At 56.6% G+C, this 22,358-nt stretch carries 20 protein-coding genes; 6 read left to right on the forward strand and 14 right to left on the reverse strand.

Annotated elements, in window-relative coordinates:
• The first annotated feature begins 11 nt into the window (after positions 1-11).
• From WC859_01445 to WC859_01455, 3 genes are all read left to right on the forward strand, one after another.
• Entirely contained in the window at positions 12-1,412 is a 1,401-nt protein-coding gene (locus tag WC859_01445) for a diguanylate cyclase (GenBank protein MFA5974815.1), read from the forward strand.
• 37 nt (positions 1,413-1,449) lie between these two features.
• Positions 1,450-2,499, forward strand: coding sequence for an NlpC/P60 family protein (locus WC859_01450; GenBank protein MFA5974816.1), 1,050 nt, complete (start codon positions 1,450-1,452; stop codon positions 2,497-2,499).
• A gap of 83 nt (positions 2,500-2,582) precedes the next feature.
• Positions 2,583-2,951 (forward strand): four helix bundle protein, encoded by a 369-nt coding sequence (locus tag WC859_01455; protein ID MFA5974817.1) that lies wholly within the window; start codon positions 2,583-2,585, stop codon positions 2,949-2,951.
• Between the two features lie 110 nt (positions 2,952-3,061).
• Here WC859_01455 and WC859_01460 read toward each other — a convergent pair whose 3' ends face one another.
• The 12 genes from WC859_01460 to WC859_01515 all read right to left on the reverse strand — a co-directional run bounded on the left by WC859_01460 (position 3,062) and on the right by WC859_01515 (position 18,419).
• Positions 3,062-3,475, reverse strand: coding sequence for a hypothetical protein (locus WC859_01460; GenBank protein MFA5974818.1), 414 nt, complete (start codon positions 3,473-3,475; stop codon positions 3,062-3,064).
• Between the two features lie 76 nt (positions 3,476-3,551).
• Positions 3,552-5,141 carry a DUF2079 domain-containing protein gene (locus WC859_01465; GenBank protein MFA5974819.1) on the reverse strand — a complete coding sequence of 530 codons (1,590 nt, stop codon included), beginning with the start codon at positions 5,139-5,141 and terminating at the stop codon, positions 3,552-3,554.
• Entirely contained in the window at positions 5,138-5,536 is a 399-nt protein-coding gene (locus WC859_01470; GenBank protein ID MFA5974820.1) for a hypothetical protein, read from the reverse strand. The genes WC859_01465 and WC859_01470 overlap by 4 nt, the downstream gene beginning before the upstream one ends.
• A 122-nt stretch (positions 5,537-5,658) precedes the next feature.
• Entirely contained in the window at positions 5,659-6,123 is a 465-nt protein-coding gene (locus WC859_01475) for a zf-HC2 domain-containing protein (protein ID MFA5974821.1), read from the reverse strand.
• On the reverse strand, positions 6,120-6,794 hold the full coding sequence (locus tag WC859_01480) for a sigma-70 family RNA polymerase sigma factor (protein ID MFA5974822.1): 675 nt from the start codon (positions 6,792-6,794) through the stop codon (positions 6,120-6,122). The genes WC859_01475 and WC859_01480 overlap by 4 nt, the downstream gene beginning before the upstream one ends.
• A 17-nt stretch (positions 6,795-6,811) precedes the next feature.
• Positions 6,812-7,231, reverse strand: a complete 420-nt coding sequence (locus WC859_01485; protein MFA5974823.1) for a hypothetical protein — start codon at positions 7,229-7,231, stop codon at positions 6,812-6,814.
• Between the two features lie 92 nt (positions 7,232-7,323).
• Positions 7,324-8,016 carry a VTT domain-containing protein gene (locus WC859_01490; protein ID MFA5974824.1) on the reverse strand — a complete coding sequence of 231 codons (693 nt, stop codon included), beginning with the start codon at positions 8,014-8,016 and terminating at the stop codon, positions 7,324-7,326.
• A gap of 14 nt (positions 8,017-8,030) precedes the next feature.
• Positions 8,031-11,435: a UvrD-helicase domain-containing protein gene (locus WC859_01495; protein MFA5974825.1), complete on the reverse strand. Its 3,405-nt coding sequence runs from the start codon at positions 11,433-11,435 to the stop codon at positions 8,031-8,033.
• A complete protein-coding gene (locus WC859_01500) occupies positions 11,432-14,653 on the reverse strand; it encodes a PD-(D/E)XK nuclease family protein (GenBank protein MFA5974826.1) in 3,222 nt (1,073 codons plus the stop codon). Before WC859_01500 ends, WC859_01495 begins: the two co-directional genes overlap by 4 nt.
• Before the next feature lie 24 nt (positions 14,654-14,677).
• Positions 14,678-15,469: a PTS sugar transporter subunit IIA gene (locus WC859_01505; protein MFA5974827.1), complete on the reverse strand. Its 792-nt coding sequence runs from the start codon at positions 15,467-15,469 to the stop codon at positions 14,678-14,680.
• 2 nt (positions 15,470-15,471) lie between these two features.
• Positions 15,472-18,147: a magnesium-translocating P-type ATPase gene (gene mgtA / locus WC859_01510; GenBank protein ID MFA5974828.1), complete on the reverse strand. Its 2,676-nt coding sequence runs from the start codon at positions 18,145-18,147 to the stop codon at positions 15,472-15,474.
• Positions 18,148-18,233: 86 nt separating this feature from the next.
• Positions 18,234-18,419, reverse strand: a complete 186-nt coding sequence (locus tag WC859_01515) for a hypothetical protein (GenBank protein MFA5974829.1) — start codon at positions 18,417-18,419, stop codon at positions 18,234-18,236.
• 174 nt (positions 18,420-18,593) lie between these two features.
• Here WC859_01515 and WC859_01520 point away from each other — a divergent pair, with 174 nt between their 5' ends.
• Both WC859_01520 and WC859_01525 read left to right on the forward strand, forming a co-directional pair.
• Complete coding sequence (locus WC859_01520) at positions 18,594-18,920, forward strand: type II toxin-antitoxin system RelE/ParE family toxin (protein MFA5974830.1); 327 nt, start codon at positions 18,594-18,596, stop codon at positions 18,918-18,920.
• A complete protein-coding gene (locus WC859_01525; protein MFA5974831.1) occupies positions 18,917-19,243 on the forward strand; it encodes an addiction module antidote protein in 327 nt (108 codons plus the stop codon). The genes WC859_01520 and WC859_01525 overlap by 4 nt, the downstream gene beginning before the upstream one ends.
• Here the strand turns inward: WC859_01525 and murJ are convergent.
• Positions 19,240-20,901, reverse strand: coding sequence for a murein biosynthesis integral membrane protein MurJ (gene murJ, locus WC859_01530; protein ID MFA5974832.1), 1,662 nt, complete (start codon positions 20,899-20,901; stop codon positions 19,240-19,242). The genes WC859_01525 and murJ overlap by 4 nt on opposite strands.
• A 173-nt stretch (positions 20,902-21,074) precedes the next feature.
• Between murJ and rpsT the strand changes: the two genes are divergently transcribed.
• Positions 21,075-21,365, forward strand: a complete 291-nt coding sequence (gene rpsT, locus WC859_01535; GenBank protein ID MFA5974833.1) for a 30S ribosomal protein S20 — start codon at positions 21,075-21,077, stop codon at positions 21,363-21,365.
• Here rpsT and holA read toward each other — a convergent pair.
• Complete coding sequence (gene holA / locus WC859_01540; GenBank protein MFA5974834.1) at positions 21,324-22,355, reverse strand: DNA polymerase III subunit delta; 1,032 nt, start codon at positions 22,353-22,355, stop codon at positions 21,324-21,326. The two genes, rpsT and holA, sit on opposite strands and share 42 nt — an antisense overlap.
• Positions 22,356-22,358: the final 3 nt, after the last annotated feature.

Below are 22,358 nucleotides of genomic sequence, written 5' to 3' on the forward strand. Positions count from 1 at the left end.
ATGATGTTCATATGACGTTTTTCCTCCAAATGCGCGAGCGTTTTCGACGATGGATCCGGCCCGGCTGGGATCAAATCACCCGTTTCTGGAGCGTTTTCAGCATGCGCGCCAAATTGTCGTTTGTTTTCAGCGGGCTGATCCTGGGGATGACGGTTTTTTTCTATGTTTTTGCGGTTTTTCAAACGACCCGTGAAATCAAGATCAGCGCCATCTATAAAGGGCACGCCGTTGCTGAGGCGCTGAAAGGCGAGGTCGTCTACGCGCTTCAGAGCAAGAATTTTCCCAATCTGGATTTTACGTTTCACCGGCTGGCGTCCAGCAAAAACGATATCGCTTATGTGATTCTTCTGGATCCCAGAGGCGTTATCCTGTCCGGCAGCGAACCGGAACAGGCGGGCCAGACCCTGGCCGATTCGATCACCCGCCAGAGCCTGTCTTCGGCGGGGGCGCGTGTGCAGTTCAAACGGCGGGACATCGAGGGGCAGGGCTTCAGCGAGTTATGCGATGTGTCCGTTCCGATTATCTCGCGCGGCAAGCGCGTGGCCACGCTGCGGGTGGGGATTTCGCTGACCCAGTACCTGCTGGCCAACGCCCCCCGCATCCGTTGGACGATAGCGCTTTTCGCGCTTCCGTTCGCCTTCTTGTCGATTTTGATAGCCATGAAACTCTCGCAGTCCATCACCCATCCGCTGAGAGCGCTCACCCAGGCGGTCTCCGAAGTGGGTCAGGGGAATTACAGCGTCCAGCTGCCGCTCAGCCGCCACGATGAAATCGGCGAAGTGGCTCAGATCTTCAATAAAATGGCGTTGAATTTGAAGGAGAATTTCTCAAAAGTGTCCGATATGGCGAACCGGGATGGACTCACCGGTCTCTACAATGCACGTTTCTTTCAAGAGGCGCTGGCGCACGAGCTTGAGCGCGTGAAGCGCAACGGCCAACCCTTGTCGTTGATTATTCTGGACGCGGACCGCTTCAAGCGGGTCAATGACCGTTACGGCCATCCGGTCGGAGACCAGATCCTGCAGCATGTGAGCCGGATGGTGCGTTCGGTTCTGCGCGGTTATGATGTGCTGGCCCGTTACGGCGGCGAGGAGTTCATTGCGCTTCTAACGGATACGGCCGCACCGCAGGCGCTCATTTTAGCCCAACGCCTGCGAAAAACAGTGGAGCAGCACCCCTATGCTTTGAAAGAGGGCGGCGTCATCAAGGTCACGATCAGCATTGGCGTGGCGCAATCCCGGCCTCCTCACGAACGAAAAGAGGTGATCAGCCAGGCGGATCAGGCCCTCTACCGTGCCAAGGAAACCGGCCGGAATAAAGTCGTCCTGTTTAAATCCACAGACGCGGCTGAACTCCCGGACCAGAAATCATCGCCTGCCCCTGCCGCCCCCACGACACCGACCTTTCTTTAGTATTGATTTTCCGTCAAAACCCATTAACCTTATCGGGATGGCTTACTGGATTGAAGAAGACCTTCTTCCCGAAGATATTTTATCGGTTGACGAGCCGGCCGAGCGGCCCTTCCGGCGGCTTTGGCAAGCGCTGCGTCATTTAGTAGACTGGCCAAAGCAGGTGCGCCGGTGGTTCCAGGAGCAGGTTCGGGGCGAGGTTCGAACGTTTCAACAGATTCGATGGGATGACCATTTGAGTGTTCGTAAGGGATTTCTGGTTGGGGTCTTGATCGGTTTCTCAGCTGTTGGGTCAACGTTGTGGGCGCTTTCCTCCCTGCCGTATTTCACCGGGCGTTCTCCCGAACCGGTTCTTTCGTCTCATCAAATCCCGATTCCGCGTTTCGCCGTGCCCACAGAGCTCTCCTGGTTCTTTATCCAGTTTCCTTATGTGTCCCCCTCCTCCGTGATCCGTCAGAAAAATAATCACACGTTTATCATCAACGATAAACCGCACCGCCGGGAATACGTCATTGTGGTCGGGCAGCAGTTCCGGCGGGTTGAAATTTACCGATCGGATGACGGGACACAGTCCCGGCAAGTTCAGGTCTTTACGCCGGGGGCCAAAAAGATTGTCTGGTTTAACGGTCCGAAAGTGGTGGGGCAGTCTCAGGCGACGGATGGTAATCTGTGGATGTGGCGGGGGCCGCTCTGGAACGCGCACCATTTGAAGATTTACGGATTAGCCGATAGCTGGCTGTACGCACCCTACAAAAAGTACTCCTGCGCCGGATTTGTCCACCGATTCCTTTTTGAAGCCGGTATTCGTGTTCCGATTCTGGATGCCTGGGATTTGGCGCGCCAGCCGTGGAAAGCCATTTCGCGCGAGGAGATGGAGCCGGGAGACATCATCACCATCCGGGCCGCTAGCCGGGCGCATCAGCGGTTCTGGCGCCACCGGATTACGCACGTGGGGGTGTATATCGGCAACGGCAAGATGATTCACGCTTCCTCGGACCGGCGTTCGAAACGCGCATGGGTCCGCATCGCCAATCTCGACGACTTCCGCGGCCGCCTCGATAAAATTCTCCGCCCGCCTGAACTCCTCTAACGGCAGTTCCAAGTTCCAAGTTCCAAGTTACAAGTTACGAGATCCAAGATTGAATATTTTGCTTACGACTTGCTCTAAGAGGCATGGGTGGTTTTCATGCGTTTGAGGATATTCAAGCTTGGGGTCGGGCGAGGGAACTGGCCCGGCAGGTTTATTTGGTTTCCAACACCGATGATTTTCGCAGAGACTACGGTTTACGAGACCAAATACGAAGAGCAAGTGTCTCGGTTATTTCAAATATTGCCGAGGGTTTCGAAAGAGATGGGAATACTGAATTCGCAAGATTCTTGACGATGGCCAAGGGTTCCAGCGGAGAAGTCCGGGCGCAGGTCTATATTGCTCTGGATCAGGGGTACATTAGTCAGGATCAAGCGCAGAAGTTGATCTCATTAGCCCAAGAAGTAAGCCGAATGATCGCCGGCCTTATCGCCTATCTCCGTTCCCATCATTAGATACTTCGAGTCATAGTTCCAGGTTACATGCCGGAGATGTTTGTCGTGTGTGAGATCGTTTGAGCGGGTTTTTAAAGGTGTTTAACTTGTAACTTGCAACTTGTTACTTGTTACTGACTCTTCGGGGTTTGGATGACGCGAAGGGGAATGGCTTTGACCATGTTTCCTTCGACGAGGATCTCGATGGAGTAATGGCCGGGCTGCTGGAAAGGGACGTTAAAAAATCGCAGCGGCAACATGACGGTCTGTTTCCATCCCTGCGGCGAATCAGGAGACTTCGGAACCACCAGTTCCCCCTTGGCCGAGGCGATGTGATGCGCGTCCGCATCCAACAGGAGAATCTCAAGATTTTGTTTGCGGTCCAGGTCATGCGGTCCCAGGAGCAGCCGCACCACCACCGCCAGAACCGGGTGGGTGGCTGGAAAGGCGGGTACATGAATCGTGTCGAACGCTCCGCCGAGAACAAACAGCTTCCCCAGCGACACATCCGCGGCATCCGCTAAAAACGCAAAATCCAAATCCATGGATCGGATTCTAGCAAATAGCGATCAGGGTTGTTGTCGCCGGGGTTGGCATGACGGGCGGTGACAATCGATTCGTTTAGAGGAGACGGCGAAAAAGAAGTACCCCGCGATTCTGACTCTGCAGCCGGAAGTTGTTCGCTTCCAGGTACTGATTCAACCGGGCCTGGGTTTCCGGCCCATCGCGCAGCAGGTCCTGGACATCCACCAGGATCACGTCAGGGATGAACGAAAACGCATCGGCTTCATACTCTTCGTTATACAGGGCGATCTTCGGTCGAAAAGAGAGAGCGGGCGCAAAAGCGGAAGAGGTCCAGACTGATTCGTTCGGGCCGATGCTCAACAGGGCTGACCAGGCCGCCTGCAGTTTCTGCGGGGACAAGTGTATGAAAGCGACATGGACCGCCATCCGGTAACAGCCAATGCTGGTTGTCGCCAGAACAATGGCCACCAGGTAAGGGCGCAGCCGTTTTTTCCACGTCCAGGCTCTCGCCAAACCATGAACCGTTCCCCAGCACAGGAGCGGTACCAGATATGACGAATAATTAAAAACCAGAAGCCAGTACAAGTTGTAGTCAGGAAATGCGATCTGATGCGGGGCATTCGTTAGAAGCACCGCCAGAAAAGCGGGTGGAAAAAATAGGATAAGACCCCCGGTTGAATAGAGGAGTGACAAAAAGGGTGTGAATCTTTGCGGCGGCCAGGCCCAACGTTCGATCAGCTGAAGGGGATGAGAAATCACTCCCAAAGCCGTGGGCGGTGGATCCCCGCTGGCGCCCCCGGTGAAGTATCTCCATTTCGAGGGGAGATCCTGCTGGAAGTGGCCCATGATGCTCAAGGAGACCAGCCATCCACCCAGGCCTGTCGCCAGGAGGATCAATCCGAGTTTTCGTTTATGGGGAAGACAACAAGAGGCGATGCCTAAGGCTGCCAGCGCGATCCCGGCTTCTTCTTTCGTCAATAAGAGTCCCATAGACCAGAGCACCATCGCTCTCCATCGATCTTTCTCCCAGGACAAAAGCACCATTAAGAATAAGGGTATCGCCAGGGGCGTGGGATAAAAAGCCGTGCTCAAGCATCCCTGGAAAAAAGGATTCGTCAAAAACCATGCGCTGATCAGATAGCCCCATCCCCGGCTCAACCCCACGCGGCGGCAGAGATGCCACACGATAAAAATACTCGACAAGATCAGGAGCCCATGAACACAGATGACCAGTAGAGGAGAGCCCGCCAGCCGCGCCAGGGGCGTGTAGAGGACGGTCACGGGTTCAAAATGGTCACCCAACTGCGTGCGCAAATGAAGGAAGGAGTTCGGCAAAAACCCTGCGGCGCCCGTCTGCCAGATCATCGACAGATACATCGAAACATGATGCATGCTCTGGAGAACCAGGTACTGGCACGTCTTGAGAACCAGCATCCAGCCCGCGAAGAACACCAGGAGAATGCCCCCCACCCATCGAATAATCCGAGGAGGTTGTTCGGCAGAAATCCAGGATTGAATCCGCTTCCACCCCCGAGGGGTCAGGACGTAAACCGCCGCCGCGCCAACAGGCACGGCCAGCATCTTGCAGAGGGTGGAATAAAACACCGGCAGCCACATCGCCAGAACGATTCCGTGAATGTGAAGGGACGCCAACTGCAGCAGGAGTCTGCCTGAATAGGTTGTCAACGGCTTTCGCGGAACGTGCGTCGAGCGTTTCGGAGGTGGTTGCGTGCGTCGAGGGCCTGGGGGCTGTCCGCGCCGTATTGAGCGACAGCAGCGCGGTAGTCCGCGCGGACCTTCTCCAGATTACTGTCGAGAGGGGGCGGCATCGGTCCCCCGGGCGGCGGGCCAAAATGGTCCATCGGGGGAGGACGGTGAGCATGCCGGCGTCGAATTTGTTCGAAGCGTTGCCGCTGCTCGGGGGTCAGAACCTGCTGGATGGCCTGAACGGAATCCCGGTGAATCTCCGAGAGATCCCAGGAGACTTCTTCATTGACCTGGCGCGCGCGTTCATGGGCCTTCTCGAAAATCGTCCGGATGGAGGCTTTCTGTTCCGGGCTTAAATGAAGATCTTTGCTCATGCGGTTCATGCGATGTTTTTCGAAAAAGGCGGGTGACATCCTGTGCCTTAAAGGGTAAGAACCACAAACCACCCCCGCGACAAATCCTAAACCAAACATGGCGGCTAGCAGCAAAGAAGCCTTTAATTTTCCACCCATGATTCTCCTCCTAAAACAAGACCGGTGTGATTCGGATTTGTTGTGACGGCCGAAACCAATTGGATCGCTTCCTGTTGAGTTGTCCCGCCTTCCAGCAAGGTGTCCAGCGATGGGGTGGCCGTCTGGAAATAATAAGCGGATGTGAGAATAACAAAGAGGCTTGCCGCGGCGGTGATCTGGCTCATCCAGCGCCACTGCACCCACCAGGGATCTTTCTGCAGGGCCTCCCGATCTTCGATCCCCGCCAGAACGCGGGTCCACAGAAAAGGAGGAGCCTGGACCGTTTGATCCGGGAATAGTTCAGTCGATAAATGAACCCATTGGTCCAGTTCTTCGCGGCAGGTTGGACAGGTCGCTAAATGAGTTTCGAGCGCCTGCCGTTCTTCGGGCACGCATTCGTGATCATAATAGGCTTCCAGAGAAGCTCGAACTTGGTCGCAGCGGATCATGGTTTTTCCTCACCCTGTAAGACGGTTTTGTCACCGGAAATGTTCCCGCCTTCGCCAAGGCTACGGCGGGCAGACCCATATTTTCGAGCAAAAACGGTTTTCAGCGCCTTCCGGGTACGGTTCAGTCGGGACTTGATCGTGTTAACACCGCACTTCATAGCCACAGCCAGTTGTTCGTACGAGTACCCCTCCACTTCGCGCAGAGTCAACAGGAGGCGTTGATCGGGGTCCAGTGTGTCCAGCAGATGCGTCATGTCCGTCATGTTACTGGTTGTCTCGATGGATTGTCCCGGCAATTCGTGAGTCGGGGCTTTGAGATTTTCCACGGCGGTTTTGTCACTTTCGTCATGGAGAGGTTGATCGAGAGAAATCTCAACCGGCCGGCGCTTGCGGAGATGATCCAGACAGTGATTGGAGGCGATACGAAAGAGCCACGTATAGAAGGCCGAATCTCCCTGGAAGGAAGGGAGGGCGAAGTACGCCTTGATGAAAATTTCCTGGGTAAGATCCTCGGCCAGTTCTTTCCTGGCGACCATCGAGATCACCAGGCGAAAAAGACGGTCCTGATAGCCTTCCACCAGGCAGCGATAAGCGTCTTTATCGCCTGCTTGCGCCCGCTGGATATTCGCGCGTTCCTCTGGCAGAGAATTTCCCTGGTGTGGATGGCTCACTTTTGGATTATAGGAGATTAATTGAGTCCAACGCGTTGGCGGGCGGCTAAGGCGTTAACGGCGTAGCGGAACATTTTCGGCTCATCCCCGTGCAGGAGGACGTCCACCTGAAGATGGTTCTTCTGCGAAGAAAAAGTCAGGGCCATTTCTTCCATGTCTCCTTCAATGGACAGGCTCCCATCCTCAATCTCCCAGGTGCTGCGGCCTCGTCCCAGGTCGTGATCGCATTTCTGAAGCGAGCGATGCGAGATACCGACACAGAAAAGAACCCCGTCCGGATCATCGGACACCTGCAGGTTTAAGGTAGCCCCCAGGGTCGTTTCTTCAAACCAAAGCCGGTCAGCGATGCTGATGCAGTTCATGCGCTCTCCGTTTCTCTCTTGAGAAGTAACGCCATGCAGGAAGAAATGCAACCGTGAAATAAGGGTGCAAATCATTGCTAAATCATCTCGGTGGATCGGTAGGGGTGGTTAAATCAGGCTGAGTTTTAGAACAGATATTTTTTGTGACGCTAACGGTTCTTAAGAGATCAGGTGGGTGTTTGGGGGCAATTCGCGGTTTCGGTCACCGGAAGAAGGCGGTGTCGGAGACGGGATAAAAGGAACCAGGCGGAGAGGACAAAAAGGCCCAGGTAAACCCAGTTCAGGGGTTGGGGGTGACGCAGCGTCTGGATCAGACGCTCGCCAAAAATACAGACCACAATAATGCCGGGTGAAACGCCGAGGACCGTGCCGATCAGAAAATCACGAAAGCGGATATGAGAGGCCCCGGCGACAAGATTCAGAATGCTGAAAGAGGCGATTGGGAAAATGTGCAGGGTGACGATGGTGATCACCCCATGCCGTCCCAGGGATCGACTGAGGCGGTCCCAGGAGGAGCCGGCCAACCGGTGCGCGAAATCCTGGCGCAGAACCCGTCCGACGCCGTAAACAGCCATTCCGCTCAGCAGCGATCCTAATTCAGCGTAAACAAAGGCGGTCATCGGCGGGAAGGTAAAGGCCGTTGCCCAGATGAGCAGGGCGTGCGAAATAGCCAGCAGTCCGGCTCCAACGTAAATTAATGGAACGATGACCGGTGTCCAGCGCAGGCTTCGGAGATGTTTCCCCCAGAGGGTCAGAGAGTCCAGATCAACCCAGTGATGGAGCGGAGTCCATTGCCACGCCGCCGCCAGGACGATGAAAAGCGTTAAGACCAGGATAAAGTAATTGCGCGGTTCTTTCATCGTTGGCACATATTCTAAATGGTAATCGCCGAGCTTGCACGCAAAAAAATCAGCTTCGTCAACGTCTTTTCGCCGAGAGCGCGCTGGATGGCTTCCCGATAGATGGACACCTGCGGCTGGTAGCGTGCGGCCAGGGAAGCGGTCTCCCGGTCTTTTGGAAGCCGATCGGTTTTATAGTCCGCAACAATCAGTGTACCGTCGGGGAGGCGGTAGAGAAGGTCGATGGAGCCGCGCATCAGCCCGTTGTCTGGTTGTGCATAAAAGAAGGGGATTTCCCGACCTAGAATCGTTGCCGTTTTAATTTCGTTGTAGGATTCAGAGCCGACAAACCCGTCCAGAATAACCTGTGCTTCTTTCTCGACCGCGGCGGAGGACGGTGACGTGAGCGGGAGTCCCGCGGAAGCGAACAGGTTCCCTATGACTTGGCGAAGGCGCGCGGGGATCTCGCTTTGAGTCTTGCTGAAATCCCACTGTTCCAGAAACCGGTGGATCAGTGTACCCAGTATTTTCGCTTCATCCGGAAGGAGGCGTTTCTCGTCATCGTTAGGGAACACCACAAACTCGTCATCCTCCGCGGACTCTGGCGGCCCCGCCCTCCTGTCGATGTTCTCATAGACGGGGCCGCACCGACTGATGGATTCGACGGGTGGACGGTGCGGAGGATCCATCAGTGTCGTACGGCCTGATAGGTTCCCCGCCAGTAGCTGCGGGGAATGACGGAGAGAGTTGTCGATCGCGCTGGGGCGCAAGGTCTGTTTCCTGGCGAGGGTTTCCTGACAATGTTTAGCACGTTCTTGCCACCGGTTAGCAAAAGATTGGTTTGAGAAATCGACTGGCAGGACGCGCAGGGCTGGCCGGCGTGCGGGTTCATCCCGGCTGCTTTTTTCGATAAAAGAAATCTGCAGCTGCGCGGGTCCCCGTTCCATCGAACCGGGGGTTACACGATCCAACGGGAGTTCCCAGGCGATCCCCAGCCATTCGAGGTAACTGTCGCTGGCCGGCTTGATCAAATGGATGCCTCCGGAAAGCATGAGTCGTTCCCGGGCGCGCGTCATCGCGACATACAGCACGCGCTTTTCCTCTTCCCGTTCGCGCTCCTGAGTTTCCCAATCCAGAACGAATTTTTCCAGGTTTTGCAGACCCGCCACTCGAAGGCCGAGGCGTCCCGTGCTCCAGTCGTAACTGAGCGCTTCGAACGCGCCGCTACGCCGGCCGCTGTGCAGGGACGGCAGGATGACGACCGGGAACTCCAGACCTTTGGACTTGTGCGCGGTCAGAAGGCGTACGGCGTCGTACGTCTCGTCCGCCAGAGGGCTTTCTCCCTCCAGCCGGTCTTCTTCCATAAAAGACTTCACTTTGGCCAGAAGCAAGCGGAACGTGGTGACGCCTTCTTCGGCGAAACTTTCCAGCAGCCGCTTCAACTTCAAAATGTTGGCGATGGTTTGATCGCGATGGTACGAGCGCGCGGCCAGCTCCAGTACGAAGGATTCCTCGAAAATGTGCTGCAAGAGCGCCTTCAACGGCTCGCGCCCGACACGCGCATGCAGGTGTTGCAGCAGCTCCCAGATTTGAAGCTGGGGTTTCGTGAACGAGGGTGGCAGCGGATGCGTGGCGTTCAGGCTGTCGGTTTCCTTCAGGTCGAGGATCTCGGCATCGGTAAACCCGCCCAGGGGTGAGCGGAGAAACCCGACGAGCGCGATCCGGTCGCGCGGGTTTTCAATGACGCGCAGGAAATTGATTAGGTCCTTAACTTCCGGGGTGGAGTAGAAATAACGTTCTCCTTCCACGACAAAGGGAATATCTTGAGCGCGCAGCGACTCGAGAAAGGTCCGCATCGCCGGGGTGGACCGGAAAATGAGGGCGATGTCTTTGTACTGAAGCGGCCGCCGGTTTCCCTGTTTGTCGAGGCATTCCCAGGCGCCCACGTTCTGCGCGATCCAGAGGGCAACGTGGTCCGCTTCCTGTTTATTAGCGTCTTCGCTGCTCTGGGGTTCTGGTGAGTTGGCCAGACAGAGTTCGACAGTCTGCAGGGGCAGTCCGGCCAGCGGGCGCTGCGGTTCCAGCGGCACGTAGGCGGGAGAGATGGGTTTGCGTTCCTGAATGATCCGGCTGAAACTCCGGTTGATGACGTGAATGATCTGTTCGTGGCTGCGCCAGCTCTTCTGCAGGGACGTGCTCAAGCCCCCCTGCGCCAGGATCACGTCGGTGATCTGTCGGTAAGCGCTGATGTCCGCTCCACGGAAGCGGTAGATAGATTGTTTCGGGTCCCCCACCACAAACAGTTTTCCGGGTTCCAGCTGGACGTTCGTCCACCGGGTGGCGCGGCCTTTCATCTGCTCCGCCAGAAAGAGCAGGAGTTCGCCCTGCAGGGGATCGGTGTCCTGGAACTCGTCGATCAGAATCATCCGAAACTCTCGCTTCAAGGTCTCTCGAATGTCGTGACGATCGCGCACCAGTTCGCAAGCCAGCGCCAGAAGCGCGTCGTTCGACAAATACCCTTGCGCCAGAACGGTGGAACGGAATCGCTCCACAAAGGGACGCAAAAGCTGTGTCAGCAAAGCGACTTGATGGTCCCCTCCGTCGAGCAGGTTGTGGGCCAATTTGCGGAAGAATTTGATCTCGCGCAGTTCCTCTTTACTCCAGCTCTTCGGGGTTCCCGGTTCAAGCCGGACATCTTCGAGGAGTTCCGCCGGAAGCTCGGCCAGAGATGCTCCTTTGGCCGCGCGGCCCAGCACCGCTTCGCACGCCACCGCCAATCGTCCGGTTTTGTCCTCGGGCGAATGATCCGCCGCCAGTTCCTTTAGTCGCTTGTCATGCGGTTGGAGGCGTTTCGGAAGATCCGTTTCGGAAACCGGGAGCGCTTGCAGGGGCGTCCGAAAATCGCTCAACAGGCGGGCCGCGTCTTCGATATCGGCGACGGAAAACCGGCTTAAGACGTCCATCCACTCTTTTTCTCGCGGCGAACCCAGGCGCAATTCCGCGGTCAGCCACCGCGGCCATTCCAGGTCAAAGATATCGGCATAACGAAGACCTTTTTCATCCACTTCGGCTTCAGGATTGATACCGGCCGCCAACGGGAAGCGTTTCAAAAGTGAAAACGAAAACGAGTGAATGGTGCTGATCTGGGCGCGATCGATCTGTCCCATCGCCGCACGCGCCAGAGTTTGCAATTCCTCCAATCGGTGACCCCAGGCGCGGGTTTCTTCCGACTGGGTCTTTGCCGCCAGAATCTTGCGCAATTCATCGGCTACGCGCTCTTTCATTTCTCCGGCGGCTTTCTTGGTGAAGGTCAGGGCCACGATGCTGGTGAGCGGGAGGCCTTTCTGGAAGAGCGCCTGCAGCAGCGCCTGGACCAGGTTGTAGGTTTTCCCGGTTCCTGCCCCGGCCTCGATGACATGATTTCGCGAAAGGTCAATCATTCGGCCTTCCTCGACAATCGTTGGTCATTCGCGCGGCGAATCGGGCTGGAAAGACTTCGCGACGCGCTGGGTTTGTGGTCTTTCCGGCAAATCTGGGAGAATTCGCACCAGTCGCAGTAGCCCTGATCGTCACTGGGTCGGATGTAAAAAATCCCTTTTTCGACGAGCGCCAGGAGCCCCGCCAGATTTTCGGAAAAAGCTTTCCTGCAGGAAGTCCAGAATTCCGGTGTGATTTGCGGCGAAGGCTGCCCTTTTTCCCAATCCGCCAGGTTATAAAAGGCGGCGCCTACAGGCCGGACCGGTTTGCCGAGCTTCTGTTTCAGCCAGGGGCCCACTAAACTGAGATACACCGGGAGCTGAAGGTAGTTGCCGCGAAGGATCTGCGTCTCTGTTTTTGCGCCCCGGCGGGAAGGCCGGCCGGTTTTGTAATCCACAACCCGGTAAGCGATTATTCCCTGATCTTCCCGGAGATCGATACGGTCAACGCGTCCGCGGAAGCGAGTGCTAGCCACCGGCGGAGTCAATTCAGCCATTTCCCCTTCGATGCGTTCCTCAAAATAGGTTGGCTTAAATCGACTCTCCGATAATTCTTCAAGGTCCTTGTTGATAAATTGGCGCAGCCGTAGCCGGATCTTCTGTTGGCTGGCAGCCCAGGCAATCGGATAAAGGTCTGCCGCGGTGTCTTGAAACAGAGTGAAAGTTTCCTTGCATGCCAAATCCAATTGTTTGAGAAATAGGACGTCATCCTCCGCGGACTCTGGCGGCCCCGCCCTCCTGTCGATGTTCTCATAGACGGGGCCGCACCGACTGATGGATTCGACGGGTGGACGGTGCGGAGGATCCATCATTGTCTTACGGCCTGATGGATTCCCCGCCAGTGACTGCGGGGAATGACGTTTGTAGAAGGTTTCCAAAATGTGGTGGATCAGTTTCCCTGAGGCATCGGCCGCCAAGTCTCCTCGGCTCGCTGTGTCTTCCCTAGCCCTTAGTTTTAGGACCTTTCCGGCATAGTAGCGATAGGGGCATTCCGCTAAATCGGTTAAGGAATCTGGCGAAAATCCTCTATCAGCAATCTTTCTCGTTATTGGTTCATGGCCAACCAGTCCATCCCGCTGACCCAGAGGATTCTGGAAGCTTTCGAGCTGTTCCTGGGCCTGCCGGAGTGAGTGGTAAAGCGCATGGTCATAGCCCAGGGCGCGATAACAATCACCTGGATCCAGGTTTTCACGGTTCAAGAAGACAGAAAGTTCTTTGGGAGTGAGATCGGAAAAAGGAACCTGGCGCCATTTTTCTCCAAGAACCCGCGCCAGATGGTGTCGCGGGGTGTCGGCGCCGATCATCTCATGCAGGTAGAGCGACGGCACAAGCGCTTTCCCTTCCTCGTCCGAGCGCTGGTACGAAAGATGAAAATGCTTTTCAGCCATTTCCTTGGCCAGCGCGAAGAGAAGGCGTTCTTCCTGGTAACCGTCCAGTTTGCGGTTTAAGCGGCATCCCAGCGTTCCGGCCAGAGCGGAGCGGGCGTTGTCGGAGAGAAAGGGGTCTTCACGGATCAGGCGCGGGAATGATTTTTCATTGAGTCCCAGCAGAAAGACGGCTTCAAAGGAAAGTCCCCGGGCGGCCATGACGTCCAGCACCTGAACGCCGAAGTTGTTGGAAGGCGCCAGTTGGACGGTCAGTTTGTCCAGCTTGTCCTCCCACACTTCCAGGAAGCGCGCCCGGCTGACCGGATGATCCAGCGCGTCCAGCGTAGCCAGCGCGCGAAGCGCTCCGAGCAAGCCCTCCCATAAGTGTTTTTCCTCGTGGGTGGCATCCGGAGGCAGGCGCAGCCATCGACGGAAAAGTTGTTCCGCCCATCGGACGTGGTGGCTCCAGGGGTGCCGGCCGTCCTGTTCTGCGGTCAGGTCTTGGCGCAGTTCCGAGAGCTGCTTCAGCAATAGACGCGCTTGTCGCCGCGCTTCGGCGGGAGCGAGGGATTCCAGCAATTCTTCCGGAGCATCCTCGGCGGACCAATGCCGCAGGCGTTCCTCCCACGAATCCCATCCGGAGACGATGCCGGCCTGACGGGCGATGAGTTCCCATTGAGAGTCCTGCGAAGCGGAGAAATAGGCGGATTTGAGGAGATCGAACGTGCTTCCGATCGGGAAATCGTTCTGGGCCAGAAGCAGGAGTTGCCGTGCGGTTTTAATGAGCGGATACGCGCCGGCTGGTTCTTCCTGTTCCATGGCGTAGGGGATCTGGTGAACCTGGAAAATGTCTCGGAGGGTGGAGAGATAGGGACCCAGGGCGCGGGCGCTGAGCAGCATGTGCGAATAGGGGATCCCTTCGCCCGCCAGCCGGAGAATCTTTTTGGCCGCCAGCCAGACCTCGTCGTAAAGGCCGGAGCAGTTCCAGATTTCCGTTGCAGGGTTGACGCTCTCTTTCCCCCCGGCGGTGGATAAGGTCTGCCCGATCTTGCCCGTCAATGCCGGATCCTTCAGCAGCCGTTCGGCAAAGGCGTAAGCCGGGTCTCCGGCGATGCAAGGCGCGTAGAGCCGGGCGTCCGGATGTTGGCTGAACGCGAGAATGAAATCCAACTGGACCCCTGTCAGGTCGTAGAACCCGTAGAGAAAAACACTTTTCTGATTCCGGATCCAGGTATTTGTAGAAAGTTGCTGGGTCGCCCGGCGCAGCTGGTCCGCGTGGGTCCGTAAGCCGCGGCTGTGAAGCACATCGTAAACGCGGGCATAGAGTTCGAGGGCCGGCGCGGCATCTTGGGCGGTTTCGCCCAGGTGGCCTTCCAGAGCCGCGTGCAGCGCGTCCACCACGCGGGCCCCGGAGTCGCGTAGGTCGCGCAAAGTGGAGGCCAGCGCTGCGGGAAGCCCCCTGGAGAGAGGCCGGTTCTGCGGGTGCAGATGGCGACGGAGAACAAACTCAACATTGCGGTTTCCTTCGAGTAGTTCCCTGATGAGTTCCGCGTAAAGCGCCGGGTCGGCCACCAGTTGATCCGTTGGTTCTGTTTCCGACAACAACCGGTCTGCCAGACCGTAAAAGCTGAGGAAATGGATGTTCAAACAAGCCGGGTGTTGTTTGGCAAACTCGCTTTGCAGGCGGGTGAGCATGTGGCCCGACGGAGAAAGGACCAGTAAGGAAGTCAGCGGATCCGTAGTTCTCCGCTCTCCAAGGTCCTTCAGGAGAGCCTTTTCAATCGAACGGAAAGACCCGGTGGTGAGCGTCAGCATATGGGAGATGGGCCGGACACCTCTTTAAGAGGTTTTCTTAACGGCGAGAAACTCGGAGAGGGCCCGTCCCTGCGTATACGGCAGGGACGATCGGAAGACCAGTTGATACGACCCGTGACTGAACTGGCCCCGCTGCCGGATCAACAGTTCAAGGTTTTCCTGTTTTTCAAGGTCGGAGGCAAGCGCGGTGTCCTGGCACAAAATAATGGGCGGCTGGCCCGGCAGCGTCACGATGGTCACCGGAATGATCGATAAAGCGGAAGGGGACGCGGAGACGTCGGCGCCGACGGCGACCGCCGCCTGGCGCGCTTCCAGGCGGACCATGCGCGCTTTGGTTTCAGGGATCCCGGCGTCGATGGCGGCAGAGACCCAGTTCAAAAGCTCCTCACGCACCGAAGCGATATCTTCGGCTTTGGCGATCGACTGGATGCTGCCTTCTTTCTTGATGGCGCTGGCCAGCGCGGAAATTTCTTTTAAGTAGGTGTTCTTGTCCGAGTCCGGGATGTAATACATCACCACGAGGTGAACCTTTTTGCCGTCCTTGGAGCCGTAGTCGATTCCCGACGGGCTCCACCCGACCGCGCAGAGAAGCTCGCCATTGCCGGCCGCTCGCACGTGGGGGCAGGCGACCCCAAGACCGATACCGGTATTGGCCGAATTTTCACGGGCCATCACGTCTTCATCGAGACTGAGATTCCCCCCCAGTTCCGGGACCGCTTCGATCAAGTGAGCCAGATAACGCAGAGATTTTTCTTTGTCGTTGTCCGGCAGTTCCACCAGGCGTCCGTCTTTTAATGCGTTAAGCAAACTCTTCATGATTAGTCAGCTCCATAACGTGAATAAAACCAAGTCTTGACGGTGTGAGTCAAGCCGCAATACAGGAAGAGAGTGAGGGCCATCCAGGCCCAGAAAACAGGCGGCAATCGCACAAATCCTAATGTTCCGGCTACAGGAGAGTAAGGCAGGTAGACGGCGGCCGACATGACTGCGAGCGTGGTCACTAAAAGCCCGGCACTGGGACGGCTCTGGAAAAAAGGAATGCGCTGGGTGCGGATCATGTGCACGATAAGCGTCTGGGTCAGAAGCGACTCGACAAACCAGCCGGTGTGGAACAAACTCGCGTAGTACGTTTTCATTTCCGGAGAGGTGGCCGGCAGTTTGAAACGCCAGCATCCGAAAAAGAAGAGCATCAAAAAATACGTGGTGTAATCGAAAATGGAGCTCATCGGGCCGATGAAAATCATGAATTTCGTGATGCTGCCAATGTTCCACTTACGCGGCTTCAGGAGATATTCGTCGTCGACACGGTCGGTGGGGATCCCAACCTGTGAAAAGTCGTACAGGAGGTTGTTGACGAGCACTTGGATCGGCGCCATCGGGAGAAAGGGCAGAAAAAGGCTTCCGCCGAGCATGCTGAACATATTCCCGAAATTGGAGCTGGCGCCCATCTTGACGTATTTGATGATGTTGCCGAAAACCTTGCGTCCTTCGATGATGCCGTCTTCAAGTACCAGTAGGTTCTTTTCGAGCAGGATAATGTCCGCCGATTCCTTGGCCACATCCACCGCTGTGTCGACCGAGATGCCGACATCCGCTGTTTTCATGGCCGGGGCGTCATTAATGCCGTCGCCGAGAAATCCGACCACATGCCCACCGCGCTGCAGGGCCCGGATGATCTGCTCCTTCTGACTGGGCGAAAGCCGCGCAAAAACCGTTGTTTTCTCGGCGACGCGCGTGAGCTCTTCGTCCGAGAGGTTTAACAATTCATTGCCGGTGACCAATCCTTCCATCTTCAAGCCCACATCTTGGCAAACCTTCTGGCTGACCAGATCATTGTCGCCGGTCAAGATCTTGGGGCTGACACCGGAATTCTGCAGGACTTGCAGCGCCTTGGCCGCCGACTCCTTGGGTGGATCGAAGAACGCGATGTAGCCCAGAAGGACCAGATCCGCTTCATCGACGGATGAAAAAGTTTCCTTGGTCTGCGGGTATTCCCGGTAGGCGATGGCCAGCACGCGGTAGCCTTCCGTGCTTAACCCCTGATACTCTTCAAGCAGGTCATGCTTCAGGATGTCGATCAGCGGGTAAATTTCGTCGTCGACCTGGTAGCGGTCGCAGACACTGAAAATCTCCTCCACCGCTCCTTTGCAGATCAGCACGTGGTCGCCTTCGTAGTCGATAATCACCGACATGCGGCGCCTGGAAAAATCAAAGGGAATTTCGTCGACTTTGCGGCAGCTCCGCTCCACATCGAGGTCCGAGTGCGACAGGATCGCGTTGTCGAGCAAGTTGCGCAGGCCGGTCTGGTAATAACTGTTCATGTACGCGTAGCGCAGCACGTCGTCGCTTTCGCGGTTGGTCACATCGACGTGACGTTCGAGCACGATGCGGTCCTGCGTGAGCGTGCCGGTTTTGTCCGTGCACAAAATGTCCATGGCGCCGAAGTTTTGAATGGAGTTCAAGCGCTTGACGATCACTTTTTTGCGCGACATGGCCAGCGCGCCCTTGGAGAGATTCACGGTGACGATCATCGGGAGCATTTCCGGCGTCAGCCCGACGGCGATCGCCAGTCCAAAGAGCAGCGCGTCCATCCAATTGTGTTTGGTCACGCCGATAATGACAAAAACGACCGCTACCATCACGACCATGAAACGGATCATGAGCCACGTAAACGAATTGATGCCTTTGTCGAAGCTGGTCAGGACATGCTGGGCGGAAACCTTCTGGGAAATCGATCCGAGATAGGTTCGGTTCCCCGTGTTGATGACTAGCCCACGGGCCGAACCGCTCAGAACGTTGCTTCCCTGAAAGCAGGCGTTGGCCAGATCAAAATCGCCTCCGGCGGCAGTGGCGGTGAGAGTGGCTTGTTTTTCCACCGGCATGGATTCGCCGGTCAAGGCGGACTGGCTGACAAAGAAATCTTTGGTGCTGAGCAGCCGCAGGTCCGCCGGAATAATGGATCCCGCTGTCAGGACCACGACATCGCCGGGAACCAGCTCGTTCATGGGGATTTCCACTTCTTTGCCTGAGCGCCAGGCGGTGCAAGTGGTCTGGACCATGGCGCGCAGTTTCTCGACGGCCAGGTTGGACCGCGTTTCCTGGAAGTACGCCAGAAAAACGCTGAGCACAATCATGCCGCCGACGACGGTGGCGGACCGCAGGTCTCCCATAAAATAGGAGACGGAGGCGATCACCAGAAGCTGGATGACGAGCGGGTTCTTGCAGCGCTGGAAAATCTCGCCGATGAAGCCCAGTTTTTTGCGCCGGGCGATTTCATTGAGACCGGCCTGGGCGCGGCGTTTTTCAATCTCCGAAGGGTCCAAGCCCCGGTCACTGGCCCCGAGCCGCGTCAGAGCCGCTTCAGGCGGCAGCGTACAAATCTCCGCGAACTCTCGGGTCAGCCGCCCGTTCGCGCTTCCGGCCGAGGGCTTATCCTCCTCCTTCGGACGAAGAAAAGCCGGCAATGGAATTCTCTCGAGAATTTTCAAGCTCATAATTCAAACCATTATAGTTGGAAAACAACAGGACTGTCGAAGATCAGCCGGAACAGGTGGGAACGATCAGGCCGCTTGTTTAGGTTTCACCTGAATAATAAGGCCGGCGGCATGTTACGCATCACCATTTCCCGGCACTCCGGGCATTCCATGATCATTTGTAAAAACGCCTGTTTTGCGTAGTCGGGGGCATCGGGGTCGTGGCCGATGAGGCCTCCGTTCGCCCGCAGAATCGCTGTTACCGCTTCAATTTGTTCATCCAGTGGGTTCATAATCCACCTCCTCATAGTGTTAGAGGGGATTGGCAGGATTTTATTCAAAAGAATCTATTTGTCGGTGAATGAATAAAGTTTAGGAATTTCCCTCTAACTAGTAGAAGTTTCAATTTAATCGCTGACGGACGGCAGCGAATTCCCTTGACGGTAAGTCAACTATAGTGTACGCTTATGACGAAGAGAAAATCAGCCATATATAAGACCGCGTGGGGTGACGAACCATACACTGGCTACGTGGATGCTCTCCGGGACCGTCAGGGTGCAGCTAAAATCAGGATTCGTGTCACACGCGCTGAAATGGGCAACCTCGGCGATCATCGGGCCGTCGGCCAGGGAGTTGTCGAGTTAAGGATTCATTATGGCCCCGGCTATCGTGTCTATGCAGCTCTTTGCGGGGATGAGGTCATCGTCTTGTCATGTGCTGGGGATAAAGGATCTCAGGACAAAGATATTGCTAAGGCTCATGCGTACTGGGAGGATTACCGAAGGAACTTATGAGAAAATACCGAACCCATGATGATTACCTCACGCATTCACTGAAGAATCCGAAGGAAGCGGCGCTCTATTTGAATGCCGCCGCGGAGGAGAACGACCCTGCTCTTCTGCTGGAGGCGCTCGCTCAAGTGGCCCGGGCCCATGGGGTCACTCATATGGCCAAACGCGTTTCCCTTTCGCGAATGGGGTTGTATAAAACCCTTTCCAAAAAAGGAAACCCCGAATTCAAAACATTTGTCGGAATTCTCAAAGCCTCAGGACTTCAACTAGCCTTCAAGCCCATGCCCCAGCCGGCTAGACATTATCCCCTTTATAAAAATAATTAGTCGTTGATGTCGGAGGCGACGGGTTTATGGGAGAGCTGGGACCAGAAGGGTTCCCATTCCTCCATGCGCAGGAGACGGGCAACGGCCAGGTAAACGCCGGCGCCGCCGGCAATAGCGACCAGCAATTCGAAGGCCCGCGCGATGCGCAGGTGGCTGGCCGCGAGCGGAAGCTCCGTCAGACGCAGGTGCAGGACTCCCCAGCAGAAGAGCGTCATCGCCAGACACCCGATCCCGGATTTGAGGATCGTGCGCAGAATGCGACGGCCGCCGAGAAGCCCGATTTTCCTCCTGAGAAGAATAAACAGAACACTGGCATTCACCCAGGAAGCGATCGATGTTGACAGCGCCAGGCTGGCCACGCCGATCCGGCCATTGAGTGCCTCGGCCCACTCCGGATGCTGGGAACTGAGCACTGTCCGTGCCCACAGTGCCGTCAGATTCAGCGCGATGTTGAGGGCCACACAGCCGCTGGCCACGATCACCGGAACCCGTGTGGTCTGGTGGGCGTAAAAGGCGGACGCCAGAATCTTGACCGCGGCGTAAGCGAGTAGCCCGATGGAAAAAGCCGTCAGCGCCCAGGTTGTGACCGCGCTCGCGTTCGCGGAGAAGCGTCCGTACTGGAAGAGCGTCTGAACAATCGGATAACCCAGCAGGATCAACCCGGTGGTCGCGGGCAGAATCATGAACAGCGTCAGACGCAGGGCAAAATTAAGCGTTTCCTTGACCTCGTGCGTGGCTCCCCGCGCCACGCTGGCGGACATCGTGGGGAGCGCCACCTGCGAAAGCGCGATGCCAAAGAGCGCCAGCGGCAGCTGCATGACGCGGTTCGAATAGTAAAGCGCGGTGACCGACCCGATGCTCAAGAATGAGGCCATCATCGTATCCACAAACGCGTTCAGTTGATCCGCCGATACCCCGAGCGTGGCCGGCAGCATCAGCCGTTCGACACGGCGGACCGCTTCATGCTTCGGCTCCCAGCGCAGCGACAGGGAATACCCCCGCTGCATCAGCGCGGGAATCAGAATAAAGAATTGGCTGAGTCCTCCCACGGTCACGCTGACCGCCAGCCCGACAATCGCATTTTGCCCGTTGATGTGGGCCACCCAGAGGAATCCGAGATAAAGCATTTCCGCGACGCTCAGACACGCCGGTGCCAGCGCGGGCAGGAAGAAGGAATGAAAGGCATTCAGGACGCCGGTAATGAGCGCGGCCAGCGAGATAAACAGGATAAACGGGAACATGTAGCGGGTCAGGATCACGGTGAGCGCGAAGCGTTCGGATCCGGGCTCAAAACCGCGCGCGATCAGTCGCGTGAGTTGCGGGGCGAAGACCATGCCTAGCAGGGTGAGGATCGAGAGCAGGACCAGAAGCGTTGTGAAGATCGTGTTCAGGAAGCGCTGGGTTTCCTCTTTGGACCGTGTCTGGGTGTACTCTGAAAAGACGGGAACAAAGGAGGCGGAGAGCGCCCCTTCGCCCAGCAGGCGGCGCAGCAGATTGGAAATGCGAAAGGCGGTATAAAAAGCGTCCGCCGCGGCGCTGGCGCCAAAAAAGGCCGCGACCATCGTATCCCGCAAATACCCCAGGATACGGGACAGCAGGGTGGCGCCGGTAAAAATACCGGCGGACCTGGCCAAACGATGATGCGGTTGTGTTGACATGACTACCGTCAATCGGATACGATACCACTTCCTAAATTTCGACGCAATTTTTAGAGATAACTGATCGTCATCCCCTGCGGTCGTAGGCAGGGGATCCAAACATAACGATTGCAGGCTGGATTCCCCGCCAGTACCCGCGGGGAATGACGAAGTAGAATAAAGGAGAGATTTTTATGGCGAAATTAAAGACAGGACGGCATACATCCGCACTCAAAACCCATCGGCAGTCGGAACGTCATGCCGAGGCCAATCTCAATGTGCTCAGCCGCATTCGGACCATCGCTCGGAAGGTGGAAGAAGCGGTCGCGGGCAAGGATGCGAAATCCGCCAAGGCGCTTCTTCAGGAAGCGTTCTCCGCCTGGGACAAAGCCGCGAAAACAGGGTTGATTCACGATCGGGCGGCGTCGCGCAAAAAATCCCGATTAGCCGGGCGCGTCAGCCGTTTGGAGACTGCAAAGGCTTAAGGTCAGCAGCGTCAGTGCCATTTCCGGAGTTTCTTTCCCCGTTTTAATCCTCTGTTCCGTTTCGACGCACCGCTGCAGGCCCATAGTCAGTTCCGTTTCATCCCAAAGCATCAATTCCTGAGAAAAGCGATTTTCTTCCCCCCTGCGAATATGAAACCGCATCGCCAGCACCGAAGGGTTTTCCCCGGAGGCTTTGGCGCTGAGCCAGTCCCGTAAGGCGCGCTCAACGAGCGCCAGAAGGTGCAGCGGTTCTTCCCCTTCCTGCAAGAGGTGGCGAAGTACCTGGAGCGCGGGACGGTGGTGTTTCTGCCGGAGCGCCGTCACCCAGTCAAATGGAGAACTGGCTTTTTGATAGCCAAAGGAAGCCTGCAGGTCTTCGAGTGAAATACCGGGTTTTTCACCGACGTAAGCCGTGCACTTGGCGATCTCCTGATCGAGCAGGCGCAACCCTTCCCCCGCATGCTGCACGAGCCAGGCGGCGGCGTCCGGAGCCAGCGTCTTGGCATAAAGAGTCTTGGCCCGCTGCACAACCCATCGCTGGGCTGGTTCGGGAAAAAGCGGCCAGAAAATAATAACCTGACCCAGCCGGGAAACCGCTTCAACGAGGGGTTTGCGGCTATCGTCCCGCCGCCATTCCTTCCCCCAGATGAAGATCATCCGGGTTTCCGGCGGCAGCCTGGAAAGGCTTTCCGCCAGGCGCTCCTGGTCGCTCGCCGAAAATCGAGAAGCGTTGTCGATCTGGATCACACGAGTGGTGGCGAAGAACGGGACCGTCTGGACGACCTGAATAATTTCTTCAGCGGAGTGGTTGTCGGCGTCAAAGCGGTCGCGGTTCAGTCCGCTATCGTCGGCCTGGAGCCAGTGGGCCATCGCCTGATGAACGGCCTGTTCAATGAGGAAGTCTTCCTGTCCGGCAAAAAGGTAAAGAGATTGCCAGTGCTGACGAGACCAGGCCTGGAAGAGCTCGTCGGCTTTGATCGGCATCGGCATGAG

Source organism: Elusimicrobiota bacterium (assembly GCA_041660185.1).
GTDB lineage: Bacteria > Elusimicrobiota > Elusimicrobia > 2-01-FULL-59-12 > 2-01-FULL-59-12 > JBAZWU01.